The organism is Isoptericola sp. NPDC056573 (assembly GCF_042793335.1).
Lineage (GTDB): Bacteria > Actinomycetota > Actinomycetes > Actinomycetales > Cellulomonadaceae > Isoptericola.
Genome location: NZ_JBHTUY010000005.1, coordinates 79,832 through 95,984, shown reverse-complemented (window position 1 = coordinate 95,984; position 16,153 = coordinate 79,832). Strand labels below are relative to the sequence as shown.

Here is a 16,153-nt window from a genome sequence, read left to right as displayed (position 1 = left end):
CATGATCTCCGCCTGGTCCGCCGCCGACGTCCGCGCCGCCGAGGAGCCGCTGCTCGCGGCGGGGGCACCCCTGATGGAGCGGGCGTCATTCGCGCTCGCGACGCACGTGCTGCGCGACGTCGCCGCGCGCCGGGGCCCGGTGCGGGGCGCGCGCGTCGTGGTGCTCGCGGGGGCGGGCAACAACGGCGGCGATGCGCTGCACGCCGGCGCGGTGCTCGCCCGGCGCGGCCTGGCGGTGACCGCGGTACTGGTCGCCGAGCGGTTCCACGCCGACGGCCGGGCGGCGCTGGAGCGCGCGGGCGGCCGGGTCGTGGAGCTGTTCGCGTCGCCCGGGGCCCTCGCCCCGGTGGTCGACGCCGCCGCCCGCGCCGACGTCGTCCTCGACGGCCTGGTCGGGATCGGCGGGCACGGCCCCCTGCGGGGCCTCGCCGCGGACGTGGCGGATGCGCTGGCCGCCGGCCCGCGGCCGTGGGTGGTGGCGGTGGACGTGCCGTCCGGCATCGGGGTGGACGACGGCGCGGTGGCCGGCCCGGTCCTGCCGGCGGACCGCACCGTGACGTTCGGCGCGGCCAAGCCGGGCCTGCTGCTGCCGCCGGCGGCGGGGCTCGCGGGCGACGTGAGCGTGGTCGACATCGGCCTGGACCTCGCCGGCCCGCCGGCCGTGCGGCGGCTGGGGACCGCCGACGTCGCGGCGTCGTGGCCGGTGCCCGGCCCCGCGGACCACAAGTACACGCGCGGCGTGGTCGGCGTCGTCGCGGGCACGGCGACGTATCCCGGCGCGGCCGTGCTCACCACGACCGCGGCGGTGCGCACCGGCGCCGGGATGGTGCGCTACCGCGGCTCCGAGGCGGTCGGTCGTGCGGTGCTGGCCGCGCGGCCCGAGGTCGTCACCGCGCCCGGCCGCGTGCAGTCGTGGGTGGTGGGGCCAGGAGTCCCCGGCGGGCCGGAGGCCGCCCACGAGGGGGAGGCCGACGGTCTCGACGACGGCCAGCACGAGCGGGGGCGGGCGGGCCTCGCGGCGGCGGCCGGGCGGCTCGCCGGGACGGCGGGAGGCCCCGTGCCCGCGGTCGTCGACGCCGGCGGGCTGGGCCTGCTCGACGAGCGCGTCCCGGCGTGGTTCGTGCTCACCCCGCACGCGGGCGAGCTGACGGCGCTGCTGCGCTCGCGCGGCGAGGACGTGCGCCGGCCCGACGTCGAGGCCGAGCCGCTGCGGTGGACGCGCAGGGCGCACGAGCTCACCGGCGCGACGGTGCTGCTCAAGGGCGGTGTGACCGTCGTCGTCGGCCCGGGCGGCGCGTGGGCGCAGGCCGACGGTCCCGGCTGGCTGGCCACCGCCGGCGCGGGCGACGTGCTCGCCGGAGTGCTCGGCGCGATGCTCGCGGCGCGCTCGCGCGACGTCGTCGAGGACCCGGCGCTCGCGGCCGAGGTCGCGGCCGCGGCCGCGCTGGTGCACGGCCGCGCCGCCCACCGCGCCGTCCCGGGCGGGCCCGTGGCGGCGCTCGACGTCGCGACGGCGGTGCCCGGCGAGGTCGCCGCGCTGCTGGGGGCTCGATAGCCGGCCGCGACGGGCCCGGGCTACCTGGGCAGCGCCTTCTCGACGAGGCCGACGATCTCGGGGGAGTCGGGGACGGTCTGCGGGGAGAACCGGTGCACGTCGCCGCCGGGCAGCACGACGAACTTCTCGAAGTTCCACCGGATGCGGCCGTCGTGCCCGCCGGCGTCGGCCGTCTTCTTCAGCTCGGCGTACAGCGGGTGCGTGTGCCGGCCGTTCACGCGGATCCTGGAGACCACGGGGAACGTGACGCCGTAGGTGGTGGAGCAGAACTCGGCGATCTTCTCGTCGCTGGAGAGCTCCTGGAGGAACTGGTTGGACGGGAAGCCGATCACGGTGAAGCCGCGGTCGGCGTACGTCTTCTGCAGCTGCTCGAGCGCCTCGTACTGCGGGGTGAGCCCGCAGCGCGAGGCGACGTTGACCACCAGCACGACGTCGTCGCGGTGCTCCGCGAGCGTCGTCGTCGTGCCGTCCATGCTCTCGAACGGGATGTCGTAGAGGCTCATACGGGCCATCATGCCGCGCGCGACAATGGTCCGGTGCCACCCGGATCGCGCGAACACCGCCCGCGCAAGCACGTCCCGCCCCTGCCCGTGCGGGACGGCCTCAACCCCACGCGCCTGGTGCTGCCCCACGACGCGGCCGCCGTCGCCCGCTACGCGACGGCGGCGCAGTACCTGCTGGAGCGCTTCGGCCACGACGTCGCCGACGCCGCCCGGCTGCGGGAGAAGCTCGCCGCGGGCGAGGTGGTGACGGGCGCGGGCGCCGTCGTCGACCACACCACCCCGTACGAGCCGCGCGGCTTCCTCTACCTGTACCGCGACCCGCCCGCCGACGAGCCCGAGGTGCCGGCCCTCGGAGAGATCGAGGTGCTGCACCGCGACGACGACCTCCTGGTGGTCGACAAGCCGCACCTCGTCGCGACGATGCCGCGCGGGCGGTGGGTGACCCGCACGGTCCTCGTGCACCTGCGCGCGACGCTCGACCTGCCCGGGCTGGTGCCCGCGCACCGGCTCGACCGGCCCACCGCCGGCGTGCTGGTGCTCACCGTGCGGCCCGAGGTGCGCGGCGCGTACCAGACGGCGTTCCAGGACCGCGCGGTGCGGAAGGTCTACGAGGCGGTCGCGCCCCTGCCGGCGCCCGGGTCGGTGCTGGAGTCGGAGCTGGACCGGGAGGGCACGACGACGGTCCGCTCGCGCATCGTCAAGCACCGGGGCGTGGTGCGCGCCCAGGAGGAGCCGGGGGAGCCGAACGCCGAGTCACGGGTGACGCTCGTCGCGCGCGACGACGCCCGCGGCCTCGGGCTCTACCGGCTCGAGCCGCGCACCGGCAAGACGCACCAGCTCCGCCTGCACATGGCTTCGCTCGGGCTGCCGCTGCTGCACGACCCGTTCTGGCCGGTGCTGCGCGAGGACGCGCCCGACGACCCGGACCGGCCGCTGCAGCTGCTCGCCCGCTCGCTGGCGTTCGTCGACCCCCTCAGCGGCGAGCCCCGGGAGTTCCGCTCCCGGCGTCGTCTCGCGGCGTGGCCGGGCGATGGCAGGGGCGACGGCGGGGGAGACGGCCCGCGGTGAGAGAATCGATGACCGTGAGCACCGAGGTCCCGTCCGAGGTCCCGACCGACACCGTCCCCGCCGCGCCGGCCGACCTGCCGCATGCCGACAACGTCCCCGACGACTTCCCCGACCATGCGCTGGCGCGCGCCGTCGTCGACCTGTCCGCCGTGCGCGACAACGTGCGAGCCCTGGCCGGGCACGCGCCGGGCGCGGCGGTGATGGCGGTGGTGAAGGCCGACGGGTACGGGCACGGGATGCTGCCCGTGGCCCGGGCGGCGCTCGCGGGCGGTGCGACGTGGCTCGGGACGGCGGTGCCCGCCGAGGCGCTCGCGCTGCGCGCCGGCGGCGTGACGGCCGCGGACGCGCGCGTGCTCACCTGGCTCGCGACGCCGGGGGCGCCGTTCGACCGGCTGGTGGCCGCGGGCGTGGACGTCGGGGTCGCGGCCCCGTGGGCGCTCGACGAGGTGGCCGCGGGGGCGCGAGCCGCGGGCGAACCGGCGCGGGTGCACCTCAAGGTCGACACCGGCCTCGGCCGCAGCGGGATCATGCCCGCCGACCTGCCGGACGTCGTGCGCCGGGCGGCCGCGCTCAAGGCCGAGGGCGTGCTGCGGGTCGTGGGCGTGATGTCGCACCTGGCGTGCGCGGACGAGCCGGGGCACCCGTCGATCGCGCTCCAGGCGGCGGCGTTCGACGCCGCGGTGGCCGTCGTCGAGGCCTCCGGCGCGGCGCTCGAGGTGCGGCACCTCGCGAACTCGGCCGCCGTACTCACGGACCCCCGGCTGCACTACGACCTCGTCCGCCCCGGCATCGCGGTCTACGGGCACTCGCCCGTGCCGCAGCTCGCCGCGCCCGGCGACCACGGGCTGCGCGGCGCGATGACGCTCCAGGCCAGGCTCGCCACGGTCAAGGACGTGCCGGCCGGGCACGGGGTGTCGTACGGGCACCACTACACGACGCCGCGCGACACCCGGCTGGGGGTCGTGCCGCTGGGCTACGCGGACGGCATCCAGCGGCACGCGTCGGGCGGCAGCCTCGGTGTCGGCGGGCCGGTGGGCGTCGGGAGCGGGGAGTCCGCCCGGGTGCTGCGCGTGGCCGGGCGGGTGTGCATGGACCAGTTCGTGCTCGACCTCGGACCCGACGCGACCGAGCACGCCGGCGACGTCGTCACGCTGTTCGGCGCGTCCGACGGCGTGGAGCGCGGCGCCGCACGTGGCGTCACGCTGCCGAACGCCGAGGACTGGGCCCGCGCGGCGGGCACCATCAGCTACGAGATCGTCACGGGCATCGGGGCGCGCGCGGTGCGCGTGTACACGGGCCTGGACGCGACCGACACGGAGACCTGGAAGGAAGTGCAGCGGTGAGCGACGTCGTCGTGCGGACCGAGACGGACCTGCCGGACGCGGAGGCGACCCGCGCGCTGGGGGCCGCCCTGGCCGGGGTGCTCAGGGCGGGCGACCTGGTGATCCTCACGGGGGACCTGGGGGCGGGGAAGACGACGCTCACCCAGGGCCTGGGGGCCGCGCTGGGCATCCGGGGCCAGGTGGCGTCGCCCACGTTCATCGTGGCGCGCGAGCATCCGCCGCTGCCGCGCGAGGACGGCTCCCGTGGCCCGGCGCTGGTGCACGTGGACGCCTACCGGCTCGGCGGCCTGGGCGAGCTCGACGCGCTCGACCTGGACTCGTCGCTCGACGAGTCCGTCACCGTCGTCGAGTGGGGACGCGGGCTGGCCGAGGCGCTCACCGACGACCGGCTCGAGATCGACCTGGAGCGCCCACGCGGCACCGCGGCCTCCGCCGACGGCGACGACGGTGACGCCGCCGACGACGACGAGGAGGACGACCCCGGCGCCGGGACGCGCCACGCGACGCTGCGCGGCGTCGGCCCCCGCTGGGCCGACGTCGACCTGGCCGCCCTCACCGCGCGCTGACCCCGCCGGAGGGATCCAGCACGGACGGCGACTCCCCCGGCCGGGCCGCGGGAAACGTAGGCTGAGGCCGTGGCAGTTCTCGCATTGGACACCTCCGCAGCCGTCTCCGTCGCGCTCGTCGACCCCGGCGGCGCCCGGCTCGCCGCGCGCTCGGCCGACGAGCGCCGCCGGCACGCCGAGTCGCTGGCCCCGCTCGTCGACGCGGTGCTCGCCGACGCCGGCCTGGACCGCACGGACCTCACGGCCGTCGCCGTGGGCACCGGGCCCGCGCCCTTCACCGGCCTGCGCGTGGGACTGGTCACGGCGCGCACGCTGGCCCTGGCCCTGGGGATCGACGTGCTCGGCGTGCCGAGCGTCGACGCGGTCGCGGTACAGGCGGTCGCCGACCTGGGGCTGACGCCGGGCGACGAGGTGCTCGTCGCGACCGACGCCCGCCGCAAGGAGGTCTACTGGGCGCACTACCGCGTCGTCGCGCACGAGGGCCCGCACGGGGTCCCCGTCGTCGAGACCCTGGCCGGCCCGGGGGTGGACAAGGCCGCCGACGTCGCCGCGCGGCTCGCGGACGCGCCCGCCGACGGCGGCCGCCTGGTCGTCGTGGGGGAGGGCGCCACCCTGTACCCGGAGCACCTGCCCGCCGACGAGGACGCCCCGCTCGTCCCGGACGCCGCGGTGCTGGCACGGCTCGCGCTCGCCCGCCGCGCCGCCGGCGAGGAGCTGCCCACCGAGCCGCTGTACCTGCGCCGTCCCGACGTGCAGGAGCCCGCGCCGGCACGTCTCGTGCCCGCCACCGGGAGCCCGGCATGACCACCGAGCAGCCGACCACCGAGCCGGTCGCCGACGGGCCCGAGCGGCCCGCGCAGGAGGGGCTGCCCCGCACCGTGCAGCAGGTGTACGCGCCGTCGTGCCGGCTGCGCCCGCTGGCCAGCGCGGACTTCGACCGGGTGCTCCAGCTCGAGCGGGTGCTGTTCGGCGCGGGGGCGTGGACGTACGGGATGCTCGCCGACGAGCTGGCCGCCCTCGGCCGCTGGTACGTCGTCGCCGAGCCGGCGGGGCCGGACGCGGTCGCGGTGTACGGGGTCGGGCCGAAGCCGGTGGTCGGGTACGCCGGGCTGTGGTTCGACGGCGACGTCGCGCAGGTCATGACGATCGGTGTGGACCCGCACTACCAGCGGCACGGCGTGGGGCGCGCCCTGATGGAGGCGCTCGTCGAGCGCGCGCGCAAGCTCCGCGCGGAGGCCGTCCTGCTCGAGGTGCGCGTCGACAACGAGCCGGCGCTCGCGCTCTACGAGCGGCACGGCTTCGAGCGGATCGGGCTGCGCAAGAGGTACTACCAGCCGGAGGACAAGGACGCGTACACGATGCGCCTCGACCTGCGCGACCCGCACGCGCGACGAGGGGCGGCGTCGTGACCCGCGAGGACACGCCGCGCTCGCGGGTGCTGGTCTCGGTCGCGGAGCTCGCGGCGGACCTGCGGCTCAGCGCCGGGCCCGACCCCGCGGACGGCGCGCCGGTGCTGCTCGACGTGCGCTGGGCGCTGGGCATGACGGACGGCCGTGAGCGCTACCTCGAGGGCCACCTGCCCGACGCCGTCTACGTGGACCTGGAGTCCGAGCTCGCCGCGGAGGCGTCGCCGGAGGAGGGGCGCCACCCGCTGCCCTCGGCGTCCTCGTTCCAGCGCAGCGCGCGGGCGTGGGGGCTGCGGACCACGTCGCGCGTCGTCGTGTACGACACCGTGGGTGGCACGTCCGCGGCGCGGGCGTGGTGGTTGCTGCGCTTCTTCGGCGTGGACGACGTGCGCATCCTCGACGGCGGGCTGCCCGCCTGGGTGCGTGCGGGTCTGGCGCTGGAGAGCGGCGACGTCGTCCACGCGCCCGGCGACCTCGTCGTGCGTCCGGGGCACCTGCCGGTGCTCGACGCCGACGACGCGGCGGAGCTGGCCGAGACCGGGACCCTGCTGGACGCGCGGGCCGCCGAGCGGTACCGGGGCGAGACCGAGCCGGTGGACCCGCGGGCGGGCCACGTGCCCGGCGCCGTGAGCGCGCCGACCGCGGAGAACCTGCGCGAGGACGGCACGTTCCTCGACGAGGAGGCGCTCCAGGGCCGGTTCGCCGACCTGGGCCTGAGCGCGACCGACGAGGGCGACGACGCCGTGCTCGCCGTCGGCGTCTACTGCGGGTCGGGCGTGACGGCGTCGCACGAGATCGCCGCGCTGGCGTGCGCGGGCATCCCTGCCGCCCTGTACCCGGGCTCCTGGTCGCAGTGGTCGAACGACCCGTCGCGCCCGGTGGCCACGGGCGGGCGGCCCTAGCGTCGTCGTCCTTCCCGGTGCTCCCCGGGAGCCGTGTTAGCGTCGCATGTATACCGATCTGTATATACGGGAGGTCGAGCGATGAGCACGCCCGAGACGATGCACGCGGTCAGGATCCACCGGCACGGGGGCCCGGAGGTCCTTCAGGTGGAAGAGGTCGCCGTCCCGGCGCCCGGACCGGGAGAAGCCCTGGTCCGTGTGACCGCGGTGGCGCTGAACAACACCGACCTGTGGACCCGGGAGGGCGCCTACGGCAGGCCGGGCGACCCGACGGCCCTGTCGGGCTGGCGCGGCCCCGTCGACTTCCCGCGGACGCAGGGAGCAGACGTGGCGGGGCAGGTGGTGGCCGTCGGCGCCGGGTCGGACCCGGGCCTCGTCGGGCGTCGGGTCGTGGTCGACCCGGCGAGCTACGACGCTGCCGGCCGGGACGCCCACCCGGTGGGCCTCATGGGCAGCGAACGGGACGGCGGGTACGCCCGGTACGTGACGGCGCCCGCCGACCAGGTGCACGACATGACGGGATCGCCCCTCACGGACGACCAGCTCGCGACCCTGCCCACCGCCTACGGCACCGCGCTCGGCATGATCGAGCGCGGCGGGCTGCGGGAGGGCGAGACCGCGCTGGTCACGGGGGCCTCCGGCGGCGTCGGGCTCGCGCTCGTCCAGCTCGCCCGCGCCCGCGGGGCGCGCGTGCTCGCCGTCAGCAGCGGCACGAAGATCGACTCGGTGCGGGAGGCGGGCGCGCACGTCGTCGTGGACCGGGCGCAGGACGTCGTCGAGCAGGTCCGCGCCGCGGCCCCGGACGGCGTCGACGTCGCCCTCGACGTGGTCGCGGGCGACCTGCTGGGCGACGGTCTGCCGCTGCTGCGCGAGGGCGGCCGGTGGGTCGTCGCCGGGGCGCTCGGCGGGCACGAGGTGGCGTTCGACGTCCGCCGGCTGTACCTCCACAACGCCCAGGTCGTCGGTTCGTCGATGCACACGCGCGCGCACTTCGACCTGCTCATGGGCCTGGCGCGCGACGGCGCGATCGAGCCCGTGGTCGCAGCGACGTTCCCGCTGGAGCAGGCCGCGCGGGCGCAGGAGGAGCTGGCCCGCCGGGCGCACGTCGGGAAGATCGTGCTGCACCCGTAGGCGCGAGCCGGACGACGAACGGCCCGGTCCCCTGAGGGGCCGGGCCGTTCGTGCGTCATGGGTCGCGGTCAGAGGACCTGCGCGACCTCGTCGAAGGAGAGGCGCGGGCCGCGCGGGTAGGGCGAGCCCTCGCCCTCGGCGTGCCCGACGTTGATGACGAGGAACGACTTCCAGCCGGACTCGGCGAAGAACTCGGTGTCGACGCCGTCGAAGTCCATGCCGTTCATCGGGCCGGCGGCGAGACCGGCGGCCCGCAGGCCCACGATGAGGTACCCGGCCTGGATGAGGGCGTTGTTGCGGGCCATCTGCTCGCGGACCTCCGCGGCGGGCTCCAGCTGCTCCTTCATGCCCGGGTAGGCGGGGAAGAGGGTGTCGAGGTGCTGGTGGAAGGCCGGGTCCGCGGCCAGCACCAGGGAGACCGGCGCGCCGGCGACGCGGTCCTTGTTGCCGTCGCCCATGTGGGCCACGAGGCGCTCGCGGGCGTCGCCCGAGCGCAGCACCAGCACGCGCAGCGGCAGCGTGTTCATCGCCGTCGGCCCGAACTTCGCCAGGTCCCAGGCGGAGGTGAGCTGCTCGTCGGTGACGGGCTCGTCGGTGAAGAGCGAGGTGGTGCGGGCGGCGCGGAACAGGAGGTCCGCCACGTCGTCGCCGACGGCGAGGGACGTGGAGGGGTGCGTGAGGGTCTCGGTCATGATTGCCGGAACACATAGATGCAGACGCATGATTCCGGCTCCGGCCGTGACGTGCCCCACAGGGGTCACAACGCCGTGAGCGGCTCGAAGTCGAACCCGTCGGCGCGTGCGAGGTAGAGCCGCTGCTCGGCGTGGTTGCCGTGGAACCGGACGAGGCCGCGCGGCCCCTCGTACGCGAGCCCGTCGACGGAGCGGTCGGTCGCGGCGACGGCGGCGCTTCCCGCCCGCTCGACGATCGACCGCAGCGCGAGGATCCCCTCGTAGCAGGCCTCCGCGGCGGCGCCGATCGCGGGCGCGTGCAGCCCGTGGTGCGCGGTGTAGCGGCCCACGAGGTCGAGGGCCTCGCCGGTCGCGAGGCTGCGGAACCAGCCGCCGGCCGAGTACAGGTTCGCCGTCGCGCCCGCGCCGCTGCCCATGAGCATGTTCTCCTCCATGAGGGTGCTGAGCCGCACCACCCGCTCGTGCAGGCCGCGTCGGGCGAACAGGCGGTTGAACCGCACCCCGTTCTGCCCCACCATCAGCAGCAGCACGCCCTCGGCGCCCGAGCGCTCCACCTCCTCGAGCGTGGCCGCCAGCTGCGCATGGCTCGCCCCCTGCTCCGGCAGGAAGCGCGCGCCCGCGAACCCCGCGCCGAGCCCGGCCAGCCGGGGCGCCAGCGCCGCGTACGTGCCCCGGGGCCAGGCGTAGTCGTCCCCGACGACGAACCACCGGCGCGTGCCCGCCTCGGCCCGCAGGCGCTCGATCGCGGGGAAGAGCTGCGCCGACGGCACCTCCCCGGTGACGTAGAGCCCGGGGCGCGTCTCCGCGCCCTCGTACGCCGCCGGGTAGACGTAGGGGACGCGGCGCTGCACGAGGGGGACGACGGCGCGCCGCACCGCCGACGTGTGCCAGCCCGTGAGCGCGTGCAGGCGCCCGCCGTCGAGCGCCGCCCCGAGGCGCCGGCGGAGCCGGTCGACCGGCTGGCCGGCGTCGAGCAGCTCGGCGCGCACCGGGCGACCGAGGATGCCGCCCGCGGCGTTGAGCTCGGCGATCGCGAGCTCCGTGACGGCCTGGCACGAGGGGCCGTAGATCCCGCCCGGCCCCTGGAAGTGCAGCAGGACGCCGACGACGAAGTCCGACATGACGTCCCGTCCGCGCGAGGGACCCTGGTCCGGGCCCCGGCCTGTGATGGCCGGTAGTGTACGAGGGCGAGGGAAGGCGGGTCAGCATGCGGACGTCGACGCGGTCGGAGAGCCCCACGGCGAGCCTCGGTGCGCACGCGTCCGGGGCGGGTCCCGCGGCCGAGCTGCGGGGCTCCGTGGTGGCCGGGCGACGCGCCGCGCGTCGCGCGTCCGACGCCCTCGCACCGGCGGGCTGCACCCTCGACGAGTGGCTCGTGCTGGACGCGCTGCGGCGCCGTCCGGGCGCGACGATGTCCGAGCTGCGCGCCGCCACGGTCATGGACAAGGCGACCCTCGGGCGCCGCGTGGACGCGCTCGTCACCCGCGCGCTGGTGTACCGCGAGGTGGACGCCTTCGACCGTCGCGTCGTCCGCGTCCACCTGTCGTCCCGGGGGCGGGACGTGCTGTCAGGCCTCGACGCGCGGCTGGCGGAGGCGGAGCAGGGCGACCAGCCACGCGAGCAGTAGCACCCCGGCGAGCACCAGGCCGTACGGCTCGAGGCCGACCGACGCGCCCGGCACCCCGGCGAGCGCGGGCACGTGCTCCGCGGCCACCTGCAGCAGGGTCACGCCTCCGATGCCCACCGCGGCCGCCGCGGAGACGCCGGTGACCAGCACGTCGTAGCGCAGGCGGCCCCGCCCCGCGCCGACGCCTGCCTGGGCGTACGCGCGCCGGGCGGCGGAGCCCTGCACGGAGTCGAGCAGCGACATCCCCGCGGCGAACAGCACCGCCAGCGGCAGCGGCGCGTACCAGGGCACCTGACCGAGGGCCGTCGACGTCGTCATGGCGAGCAGGCCGATCTCCGTGGCCGTGTCGAAGCCGAGCCCGAACACGAGCCCCACGCCGTACATGCGGCCGGGCCGGTCGGTGGCCCAGGCGAACCGGCGCAACGCCCACGAGACCGGGCCGCCCACGGCGTCGAGGTCGTGGTGGTGGTGGCCGGCGCCGCGGAGCGCGCGACGCAGCAGCAGCACGTTCACCACGGCGATCGTCAGCAGGAAGGTGCCCGACACCACGGGCCCCCACACGCCGGTGAACCGGCGCCAGGGCGACGACTCGTCCTCGAGGGCCGGGGCCAGCGCCTGCACGCCGACGGCGAGCAGCAGCGCGGCGCCCACGACCACCGTCGAGTGGCCGAGGGAGAACCACAGGCCTACCCCGCGCGCGTCGCGCCCCTCGCGCACGAGCCGCCGCGTCGTGTTGTCGATCGTGGCGATGTGGTCGGCGTCGAACGCGTGCCGCAGGCCGAGCCCGTACGCCGTGAGGGCCATGACGAGGGTGATCGCGCCGGACCCGCCGTCCAGCGCGAGGGTGGCGGCGAGGCCGCCGATCCCCACGACGTGCAGGGCGGCGACGACGAGGGCGGTCCGGGTCATACGTGCTCCAGACGTGCGACGGGCGGTACGGGCGGCTCCGGGACGTCACGGGCCGGTACGGGATGAGACCGGTGCAACGGGCTGAGATGAGCGGCGGGCCCGAGCCAGCGGGTCAGGGTGCCGCCGCGCTCCAGGCGCAGCGTCACGGCGCCGTCGGCCCCGGGCCCGCCGGCAGCCGTGCCGGCGTCGGCGTCGATACCACCGACGGGGTCGTCGTCGCCCGTGCCGCACAGGTCGGTGACCGTGTCGACCACGCGCGTCCCGCCCAGCACCCCCGGCACGGGACGGTCACCCGCGGCCACGACCTCCTCGACGAGCAGGGGCCCCTCGTCGTCGCGCACGCAGGAGCGCAGCACCACGCGGCCGCCGCGCTCGCCGCCGCGTCCCAGCACGACGGTCTCGCGCAGCCGCAGCCGCGCGCCGGCGCCGAGGACGGCGTCCGTCGACCGGGTCACGTCCGCGCCCGTGGACACGACGAACGGCAGGCCCTCCCAGTCGAGCCGCGCGCCGGCCCCGAGGTGGACCTCGACGTCCCAGCGGCACGGGACGCCCTCGCCGTCGTACGCGACCGTGCCGCCGACGTCGGTGAGGGTCAGCGCGCACCCGTCGGCCACGCGCACCTGCACCGTCACGTGGTCGCCGCCGAGCAGCACCGCCCCGGTCGCGACCAGCGCCACCTCCGCGCGGGCCGCGGCGCGCGCGACGGTCCGCGCGGCGAGCAGGCCGTCCCGGGTGCGCACGCGCACGGGGGCGCCCGGCACGGCGCCCGGGAGGACCTCGACGAGCGTGCGGCGCGCCTCAGTGCGCGTGGGTGTGCGCATGCTCGTGCCCGTGCGACCGGTCGCCGTCGTCATGGCTGTGCAGGACGCCCCCGCCGTCGGGGTCGGCGTGGAAGTGCGGCGCCATCGGGCCGGGGTCCTGCGCCACGTGCTCGCCGCCGCGGAACCGCTCCAGGACGCCCAGGAGCCACGCGCGCAGCGCGGCGACGGAGGCGTCGTCGGTGCGCGACAGCGCGACGACGGCGCGGCCCTCGCGGGCGGCGGACGCGTCGGCGACCATCCGCTCGACGTCCACGCCCACGTACGGCGCGAGGTCGGTCTTGTTGACCACGAGCAGGTCGGCGCGGCCGATGCCGGGCCCGCCCTTGCGCGCGACGTCGCCGCCGCCCGCGACGTCGAGCACGAAGATCTGCGCGTCCACCAGCGCCGGGCTGAACGTGGCGGTGAGGTTGTCGCCGCCCGACTCGATGACCACGAGGTCGAGGGGCGCGAAGTCGCGCTCGAGGTCCTCCGCCGCGAGGAGGTTCGCCGTGACGTCGTCGCGGATGGCGGTGTGCGGGCAGGCGCCGGTCTCGACCGCGCGGATGCGCTCGGGGTCCAGGACGCCCGCGGAGCGCAGGAACCGCGCGTCCTCGTCGGTGTAGATGTCGTTGGTGATGACGCCGATCCGCAGCTCGTCGGCCAGCGCGCGGCACACGGTCGCGATCAGGGAGGACTTGCCGACGCCGACCGGGCCGGCGACGCCCAGGCGCAGGGCACGGGCGGGGGTCGCAGGGGTCGCGGGGGGAGTGGTCTCAGGCACGGAACAACCTCTGGGTCGTGAGGGCGTGGGCCTCGGCCCAGCCCTCGGTCAACGGGGCGCCGGAGGCCGGGATGTCCTCCGGGGTGGCGCACGCCGCGACGCGGAGCACGTGCTCCTCCGCGGCGGCGCACGCGTCCAGGACCCACCTCGCCGGGGCGAGCGGGTCCAACGGCTCGAGCTTGAGCAGGGCCGACGCCGCCGTCTGGGCGTCGTCGTAGACGGTCAGGCGGACGACGTCCGCAGGCGGGAGACCGGCGGCCGCGCAGATCGCGCCGAGCACGACGGCGCGCGGCAGCGCGGTGCCGTGCGGGACGACGTGCCCCGCGCTCTCCCGGCGACGGCTCGCGGCGTCGTGGCGGACGACGAGGCGCACCGCCGCGCTGTCCGGCCACAGCGTGCGCGCGACCCGCAGGTACCCGCGGCCCAGCAGGCGCGACGCGTCCCGCAGGGCGGGGGAGGGCGTCCGCGCCGCCCAGGCGCGCACCACCCCGTCGACCCGGACGTCCGTCGCGTCGACGGCCCCGTCGTCGTCGACCGCGGTCGCGCGGGGCTCGGCGTCGGCAAGCAGCCGCGCGGTGACCACCGCCGTGCCGGCCTCCACGAGGCTCACCGTCGTCGCCCGCCCGACCATCCACGCGGGGACGTCGGCCGGCGGCATCCCGCCGCGCAGCGCCGGCTCCAGGCTCGCGGAGTGCGCGTGCCCGCCGCCGGGCAGGCGGGCGTCCGCGAGCAGCAGCGCGACCGTGGTGGGGTGCGGGGACAGGAACGACATGGGCGGCCCTAGAACATCGAGTAGAGCTGGGCCAGCGGCAGCCGGACCGCGGGCGCGGGCTCCACCAGGTCGCCGTCCACGCGGATCTCGAACGTGTCGGGGCGGATGTCGATCTCCGGCAGCGCGTCGTTGTTGCGCATGTCGGCCTTGGTGACGTCGCGGGTGGGGGCGACGGGGGCCAGGTCGCGGCGCAGGCCGAGCCGCCCGGCCAGGCCGTCCTCGATCGCCGCCGGCGCCACGAACGCGAGCGAGGTGTCCGCGCCGATCGCGTCGCCGAAGGCCGGCCGCTGCAGCACCGGCTGCGGGGTGGGGATGGACGCGTTCGGGTCGCCGAGCGCCGCCCACGCGATGACGCCGCCCTTGATCACGAGCTCGGGCCGGAACCCGAAGAACCGGGGGTCCCACAGCACGAGGTCGGCCAGCTTGCCCGGCTCCACCGAGCCGATGTGGGCGTCGACGCCGTGCGCGACGGCCGGGTTGATCGTGTACTTCGCGACGTACCGGCGGGCGCGCTCGTTGTCCGCCGGCTCGGCGCCCGACAGCGGCCCGCGGCGGTGCTTCATCACGTGCGCCACCTGCCAGGTGCGGGTGATCACCTCGCCGATGCGGCCCATCGCCTGGGCGTCGGAGGAGGTGATGGAGATGGCGCCCAGGTCGTGCAGCACGTCCTCGGCCGCGATCGTGGAGGCCCGGATGCGCGACTCGGCGAACGCCAGGTCCTCGGGGACGGCGGGGTTGAGGTGGTGGCAGACCATGAGCATGTCCAGGTGCTCCGCCACGGTGTTCACGGTGTGGGGGAGGGTCGGGTTGGTCGACCCCGGCAGCACGTGCGGCAGGCTCGCGATCGTGAGGATGTCGGGGGCGTGCCCGCCGCCCGCGCCCTCCACGTGGTACGCGTGGATGCCCCGGCCGTCGATCGCGTCGATCGTGGACTGCACGAACCCGGCCTCGTTGAGCGAGTCGGAGTGCAGCGCCACCTGCAGGCCCCACTCGTCCGCGGCCCGCAGCGCGGCGTCGAGGGCCGCGGGGGTGGAGCCCCAGTCCTCGTGCACCTTGTAGCTCGCCGCCCCGGCCAGGGCCTGCTCGGCCAGGGACGCGGCGCTGACGGTGTTGCCCTTGCCCAGCAGCAGCACGTTGAGCGGCAGGTGGTCCAGCGCCCGCAGCATCGACCGCAGGTGCCAGGCGCCGGGCGTCACGGTGGTGGCCTTCGACCCCTCCGAGGGGCCGGTGCCGCCCCCGGCGACGGTCGTGATGCCGGTGGCCAGCGCCTCGTGCAGCGCCGACGGCGACAGCAGGTGCACGTGCGGGTCGAAGCCGCCGGCGGTGAGGATGCGGCCCTCTCCCGAGATCACGTCCGTGGACGGCCCGATCACCAGGTCGGGGTGCACGCCGTCCGCGACGTCCGGGTTGCCCGCGCGGCCGAGCGCGACGATCCGCCCGCCGCGCAGCCCGACGTCGGCCCGCACCACGCCCCACCAGTCGAGCACGACGACGCCGGTGATCACGGTGTCGGGGGCGCCCTCGGCGTGGGTGCGGGTGGACTGTGCCATCGACTCCCGGATGGACTTGCCGCCGCCGAACACCGCCTCCTCGCCGCCGACCGTGCGGTCCTCGGTGACCTCGATCCACAGGTCGGTGTCGCCGAGGCGCAGCTGGTCGCCGACGGTGGGCCCGTACAGGGCCGCGTAGCGCTCGCGGTCGATCCAGACCATCAGTCCTCCTGCTCCTCGTGCGACTCCGCGGCCTGCGGGGTCGGCACGGCGCCGAGTGCGCCGTCGTCGTGCTTGCCCCGCTGGATGCCCGGCACGCGCCGCGCCCCGCGGATCGTGACCAGGTCGACCTCCCGGCTCACGCCGGGCTCGAACCGCTGCGAGGTGCCGGACGGTACGTCGAGCCGGAACCCGTGCGCGGCGGTGCGGTCGAAGCGGAGCGCGTCGTTCGCGTCGGGCAGGTGCACGTGCGAGCCCACCTGCACCGGCCGGTCGCCGGTGTTCTCCACGACGAGGCGCAGCCGCTCGTGCGGGGGGCGCACGTTGAGCTCGAGGCGGCCGGGGGCGACGCGGGTGGCGCCGGGGCCGGCGGTGGCGTGTGCGGACAC

18 protein-coding genes are annotated in these 16,153 nt (G+C 76.7%); 9 read left to right on the top strand and 9 right to left on the bottom strand.

Going from position 1 to position 16,153, the window contains the following annotated elements; all coding sequences use genetic code 11:
* The first annotated feature begins 1 nt into the window (after position 1).
* The gene (locus ACFQ8E_RS10285; RefSeq protein ID WP_430550475.1) at positions 2 to 1,555 is read left to right on the top strand and encodes an NAD(P)H-hydrate epimerase; all 1,554 of its coding nucleotides are present in this window, start codon (positions 2 to 4) and stop codon (positions 1,553 to 1,555) included.
* A gap of 20 nt (positions 1,556 to 1,575) precedes the next feature.
* Here ACFQ8E_RS10285 and ACFQ8E_RS10280 read toward each other — a convergent pair whose 3' ends face one another.
* Complete coding sequence (locus ACFQ8E_RS10280) at positions 1,576 to 2,058, bottom strand: glutathione peroxidase (RefSeq protein ID WP_430550474.1); 483 nt, start codon at positions 2,056 to 2,058, stop codon at positions 1,576 to 1,578.
* 33 nt (positions 2,059 to 2,091) lie between these two features.
* On the opposite strand from ACFQ8E_RS10280, the gene ACFQ8E_RS10275 reads away from it, so the two are divergent.
* The 7 genes from ACFQ8E_RS10275 (at position 2,092) to ACFQ8E_RS10245 (ending at position 8,474) form a co-directional block, all read left to right on the top strand.
* Complete coding sequence (locus tag ACFQ8E_RS10275; RefSeq protein WP_430550473.1) at positions 2,092 to 3,126, top strand: pseudouridine synthase; 1,035 nt, start codon at positions 2,092 to 2,094, stop codon at positions 3,124 to 3,126.
* 8 nt (positions 3,127 to 3,134) lie between these two features.
* Entirely contained in the window at positions 3,135 to 4,469 is a 1,335-nt protein-coding gene (alr, locus tag ACFQ8E_RS10270) for an alanine racemase (RefSeq protein WP_430550472.1), read from the top strand.
* Positions 4,466 to 5,035 (top strand): tRNA (adenosine(37)-N6)-threonylcarbamoyltransferase complex ATPase subunit type 1 TsaE, encoded by a 570-nt coding sequence (tsaE, locus tag ACFQ8E_RS10265; protein ID WP_430550471.1) that lies wholly within the window; start codon positions 4,466 to 4,468, stop codon positions 5,033 to 5,035. Before alr ends, tsaE begins: the two co-directional genes overlap by 4 nt.
* 69 nt (positions 5,036 to 5,104) lie before the next feature.
* Positions 5,105 to 5,839, top strand: a complete 735-nt coding sequence (gene tsaB, locus ACFQ8E_RS10260) for a tRNA (adenosine(37)-N6)-threonylcarbamoyltransferase complex dimerization subunit type 1 TsaB (RefSeq protein WP_430550470.1) — start codon at positions 5,105 to 5,107, stop codon at positions 5,837 to 5,839.
* Entirely contained in the window at positions 5,836 to 6,444 is a 609-nt protein-coding gene (gene rimI / locus ACFQ8E_RS10255) for a ribosomal protein S18-alanine N-acetyltransferase (RefSeq protein WP_430550469.1), read from the top strand. Before tsaB ends, rimI begins: the two co-directional genes overlap by 4 nt.
* The gene (locus tag ACFQ8E_RS10250) at positions 6,441 to 7,343 is read left to right on the top strand and encodes a sulfurtransferase (protein ID WP_430550468.1); all 903 of its coding nucleotides are present in this window, start codon (positions 6,441 to 6,443) and stop codon (positions 7,341 to 7,343) included. The genes rimI and ACFQ8E_RS10250 overlap by 4 nt, the downstream gene beginning before the upstream one ends.
* Positions 7,344 to 7,424: 81 nt before the next feature.
* Positions 7,425 to 8,474, top strand: coding sequence for a zinc-binding dehydrogenase (locus ACFQ8E_RS10245; RefSeq protein ID WP_430550467.1), 1,050 nt, complete (start codon positions 7,425 to 7,427; stop codon positions 8,472 to 8,474).
* 68 nt (positions 8,475 to 8,542) lie between these two features.
* Here ACFQ8E_RS10245 and ACFQ8E_RS10240 read toward each other — a convergent pair whose 3' ends face one another.
* The gene (locus ACFQ8E_RS10240; RefSeq protein ID WP_430550466.1) at positions 8,543 to 9,166 is read right to left on the bottom strand and encodes a malonic semialdehyde reductase; all 624 of its coding nucleotides are present in this window, start codon (positions 9,164 to 9,166) and stop codon (positions 8,543 to 8,545) included.
* 65 nt (positions 9,167 to 9,231) lie between these two features.
* Positions 9,232 to 10,287, bottom strand: a complete 1,056-nt coding sequence (locus ACFQ8E_RS10235) for a substrate-binding domain-containing protein (protein WP_430550465.1) — start codon at positions 10,285 to 10,287, stop codon at positions 9,232 to 9,234.
* 86 nt (positions 10,288 to 10,373) lie between these two features.
* Here ACFQ8E_RS10235 and ACFQ8E_RS10230 point away from each other — a divergent pair, with 86 nt between their 5' ends.
* Entirely contained in the window at positions 10,374 to 10,793 is a 420-nt protein-coding gene (locus tag ACFQ8E_RS10230; protein ID WP_430550464.1) for a MarR family transcriptional regulator, read from the top strand.
* Here the strand turns inward: ACFQ8E_RS10230 and ACFQ8E_RS10225 are convergent.
* The 6 genes from ACFQ8E_RS10225 to ureB are packed head-to-tail and all read right to left on the bottom strand — an operon-like array spanning position 10,734 to position 16,153.
* Positions 10,734 to 11,702, bottom strand: a complete 969-nt coding sequence (locus tag ACFQ8E_RS10225; protein WP_430550463.1) for a HoxN/HupN/NixA family nickel/cobalt transporter — start codon at positions 11,700 to 11,702, stop codon at positions 10,734 to 10,736. The two genes, ACFQ8E_RS10230 and ACFQ8E_RS10225, sit on opposite strands and share 60 nt — an antisense overlap.
* Positions 11,699 to 12,523, bottom strand: coding sequence for an urease accessory protein UreD (locus tag ACFQ8E_RS10220; protein ID WP_430550462.1), 825 nt, complete (start codon positions 12,521 to 12,523; stop codon positions 11,699 to 11,701). The genes ACFQ8E_RS10225 and ACFQ8E_RS10220 overlap by 4 nt, the downstream gene beginning before the upstream one ends.
* The gene (ureG, locus tag ACFQ8E_RS10215) at positions 12,501 to 13,283 is read right to left on the bottom strand and encodes an urease accessory protein UreG (RefSeq protein WP_430550461.1); all 783 of its coding nucleotides are present in this window, start codon (positions 13,281 to 13,283) and stop codon (positions 12,501 to 12,503) included. The genes ACFQ8E_RS10220 and ureG overlap by 23 nt, the downstream gene beginning before the upstream one ends.
* Complete coding sequence (locus ACFQ8E_RS10210; protein ID WP_430550460.1) at positions 13,276 to 14,055, bottom strand: urease accessory protein UreF; 780 nt, start codon at positions 14,053 to 14,055, stop codon at positions 13,276 to 13,278. The genes ureG and ACFQ8E_RS10210 overlap by 8 nt, the downstream gene beginning before the upstream one ends.
* 8 nt (positions 14,056 to 14,063) lie before the next feature.
* Positions 14,064 to 15,767, bottom strand: coding sequence for an urease subunit alpha (locus ACFQ8E_RS10205; RefSeq protein ID WP_430550459.1), 1,704 nt, complete (start codon positions 15,765 to 15,767; stop codon positions 14,064 to 14,066).
* Positions 15,767 to 16,153: an urease subunit beta gene (ureB, locus tag ACFQ8E_RS10200; RefSeq protein ID WP_430550458.1), complete on the bottom strand. Its 387-nt coding sequence runs from the start codon at positions 16,151 to 16,153 to the stop codon at positions 15,767 to 15,769. The genes ACFQ8E_RS10205 and ureB overlap by 1 nt, the downstream gene beginning before the upstream one ends.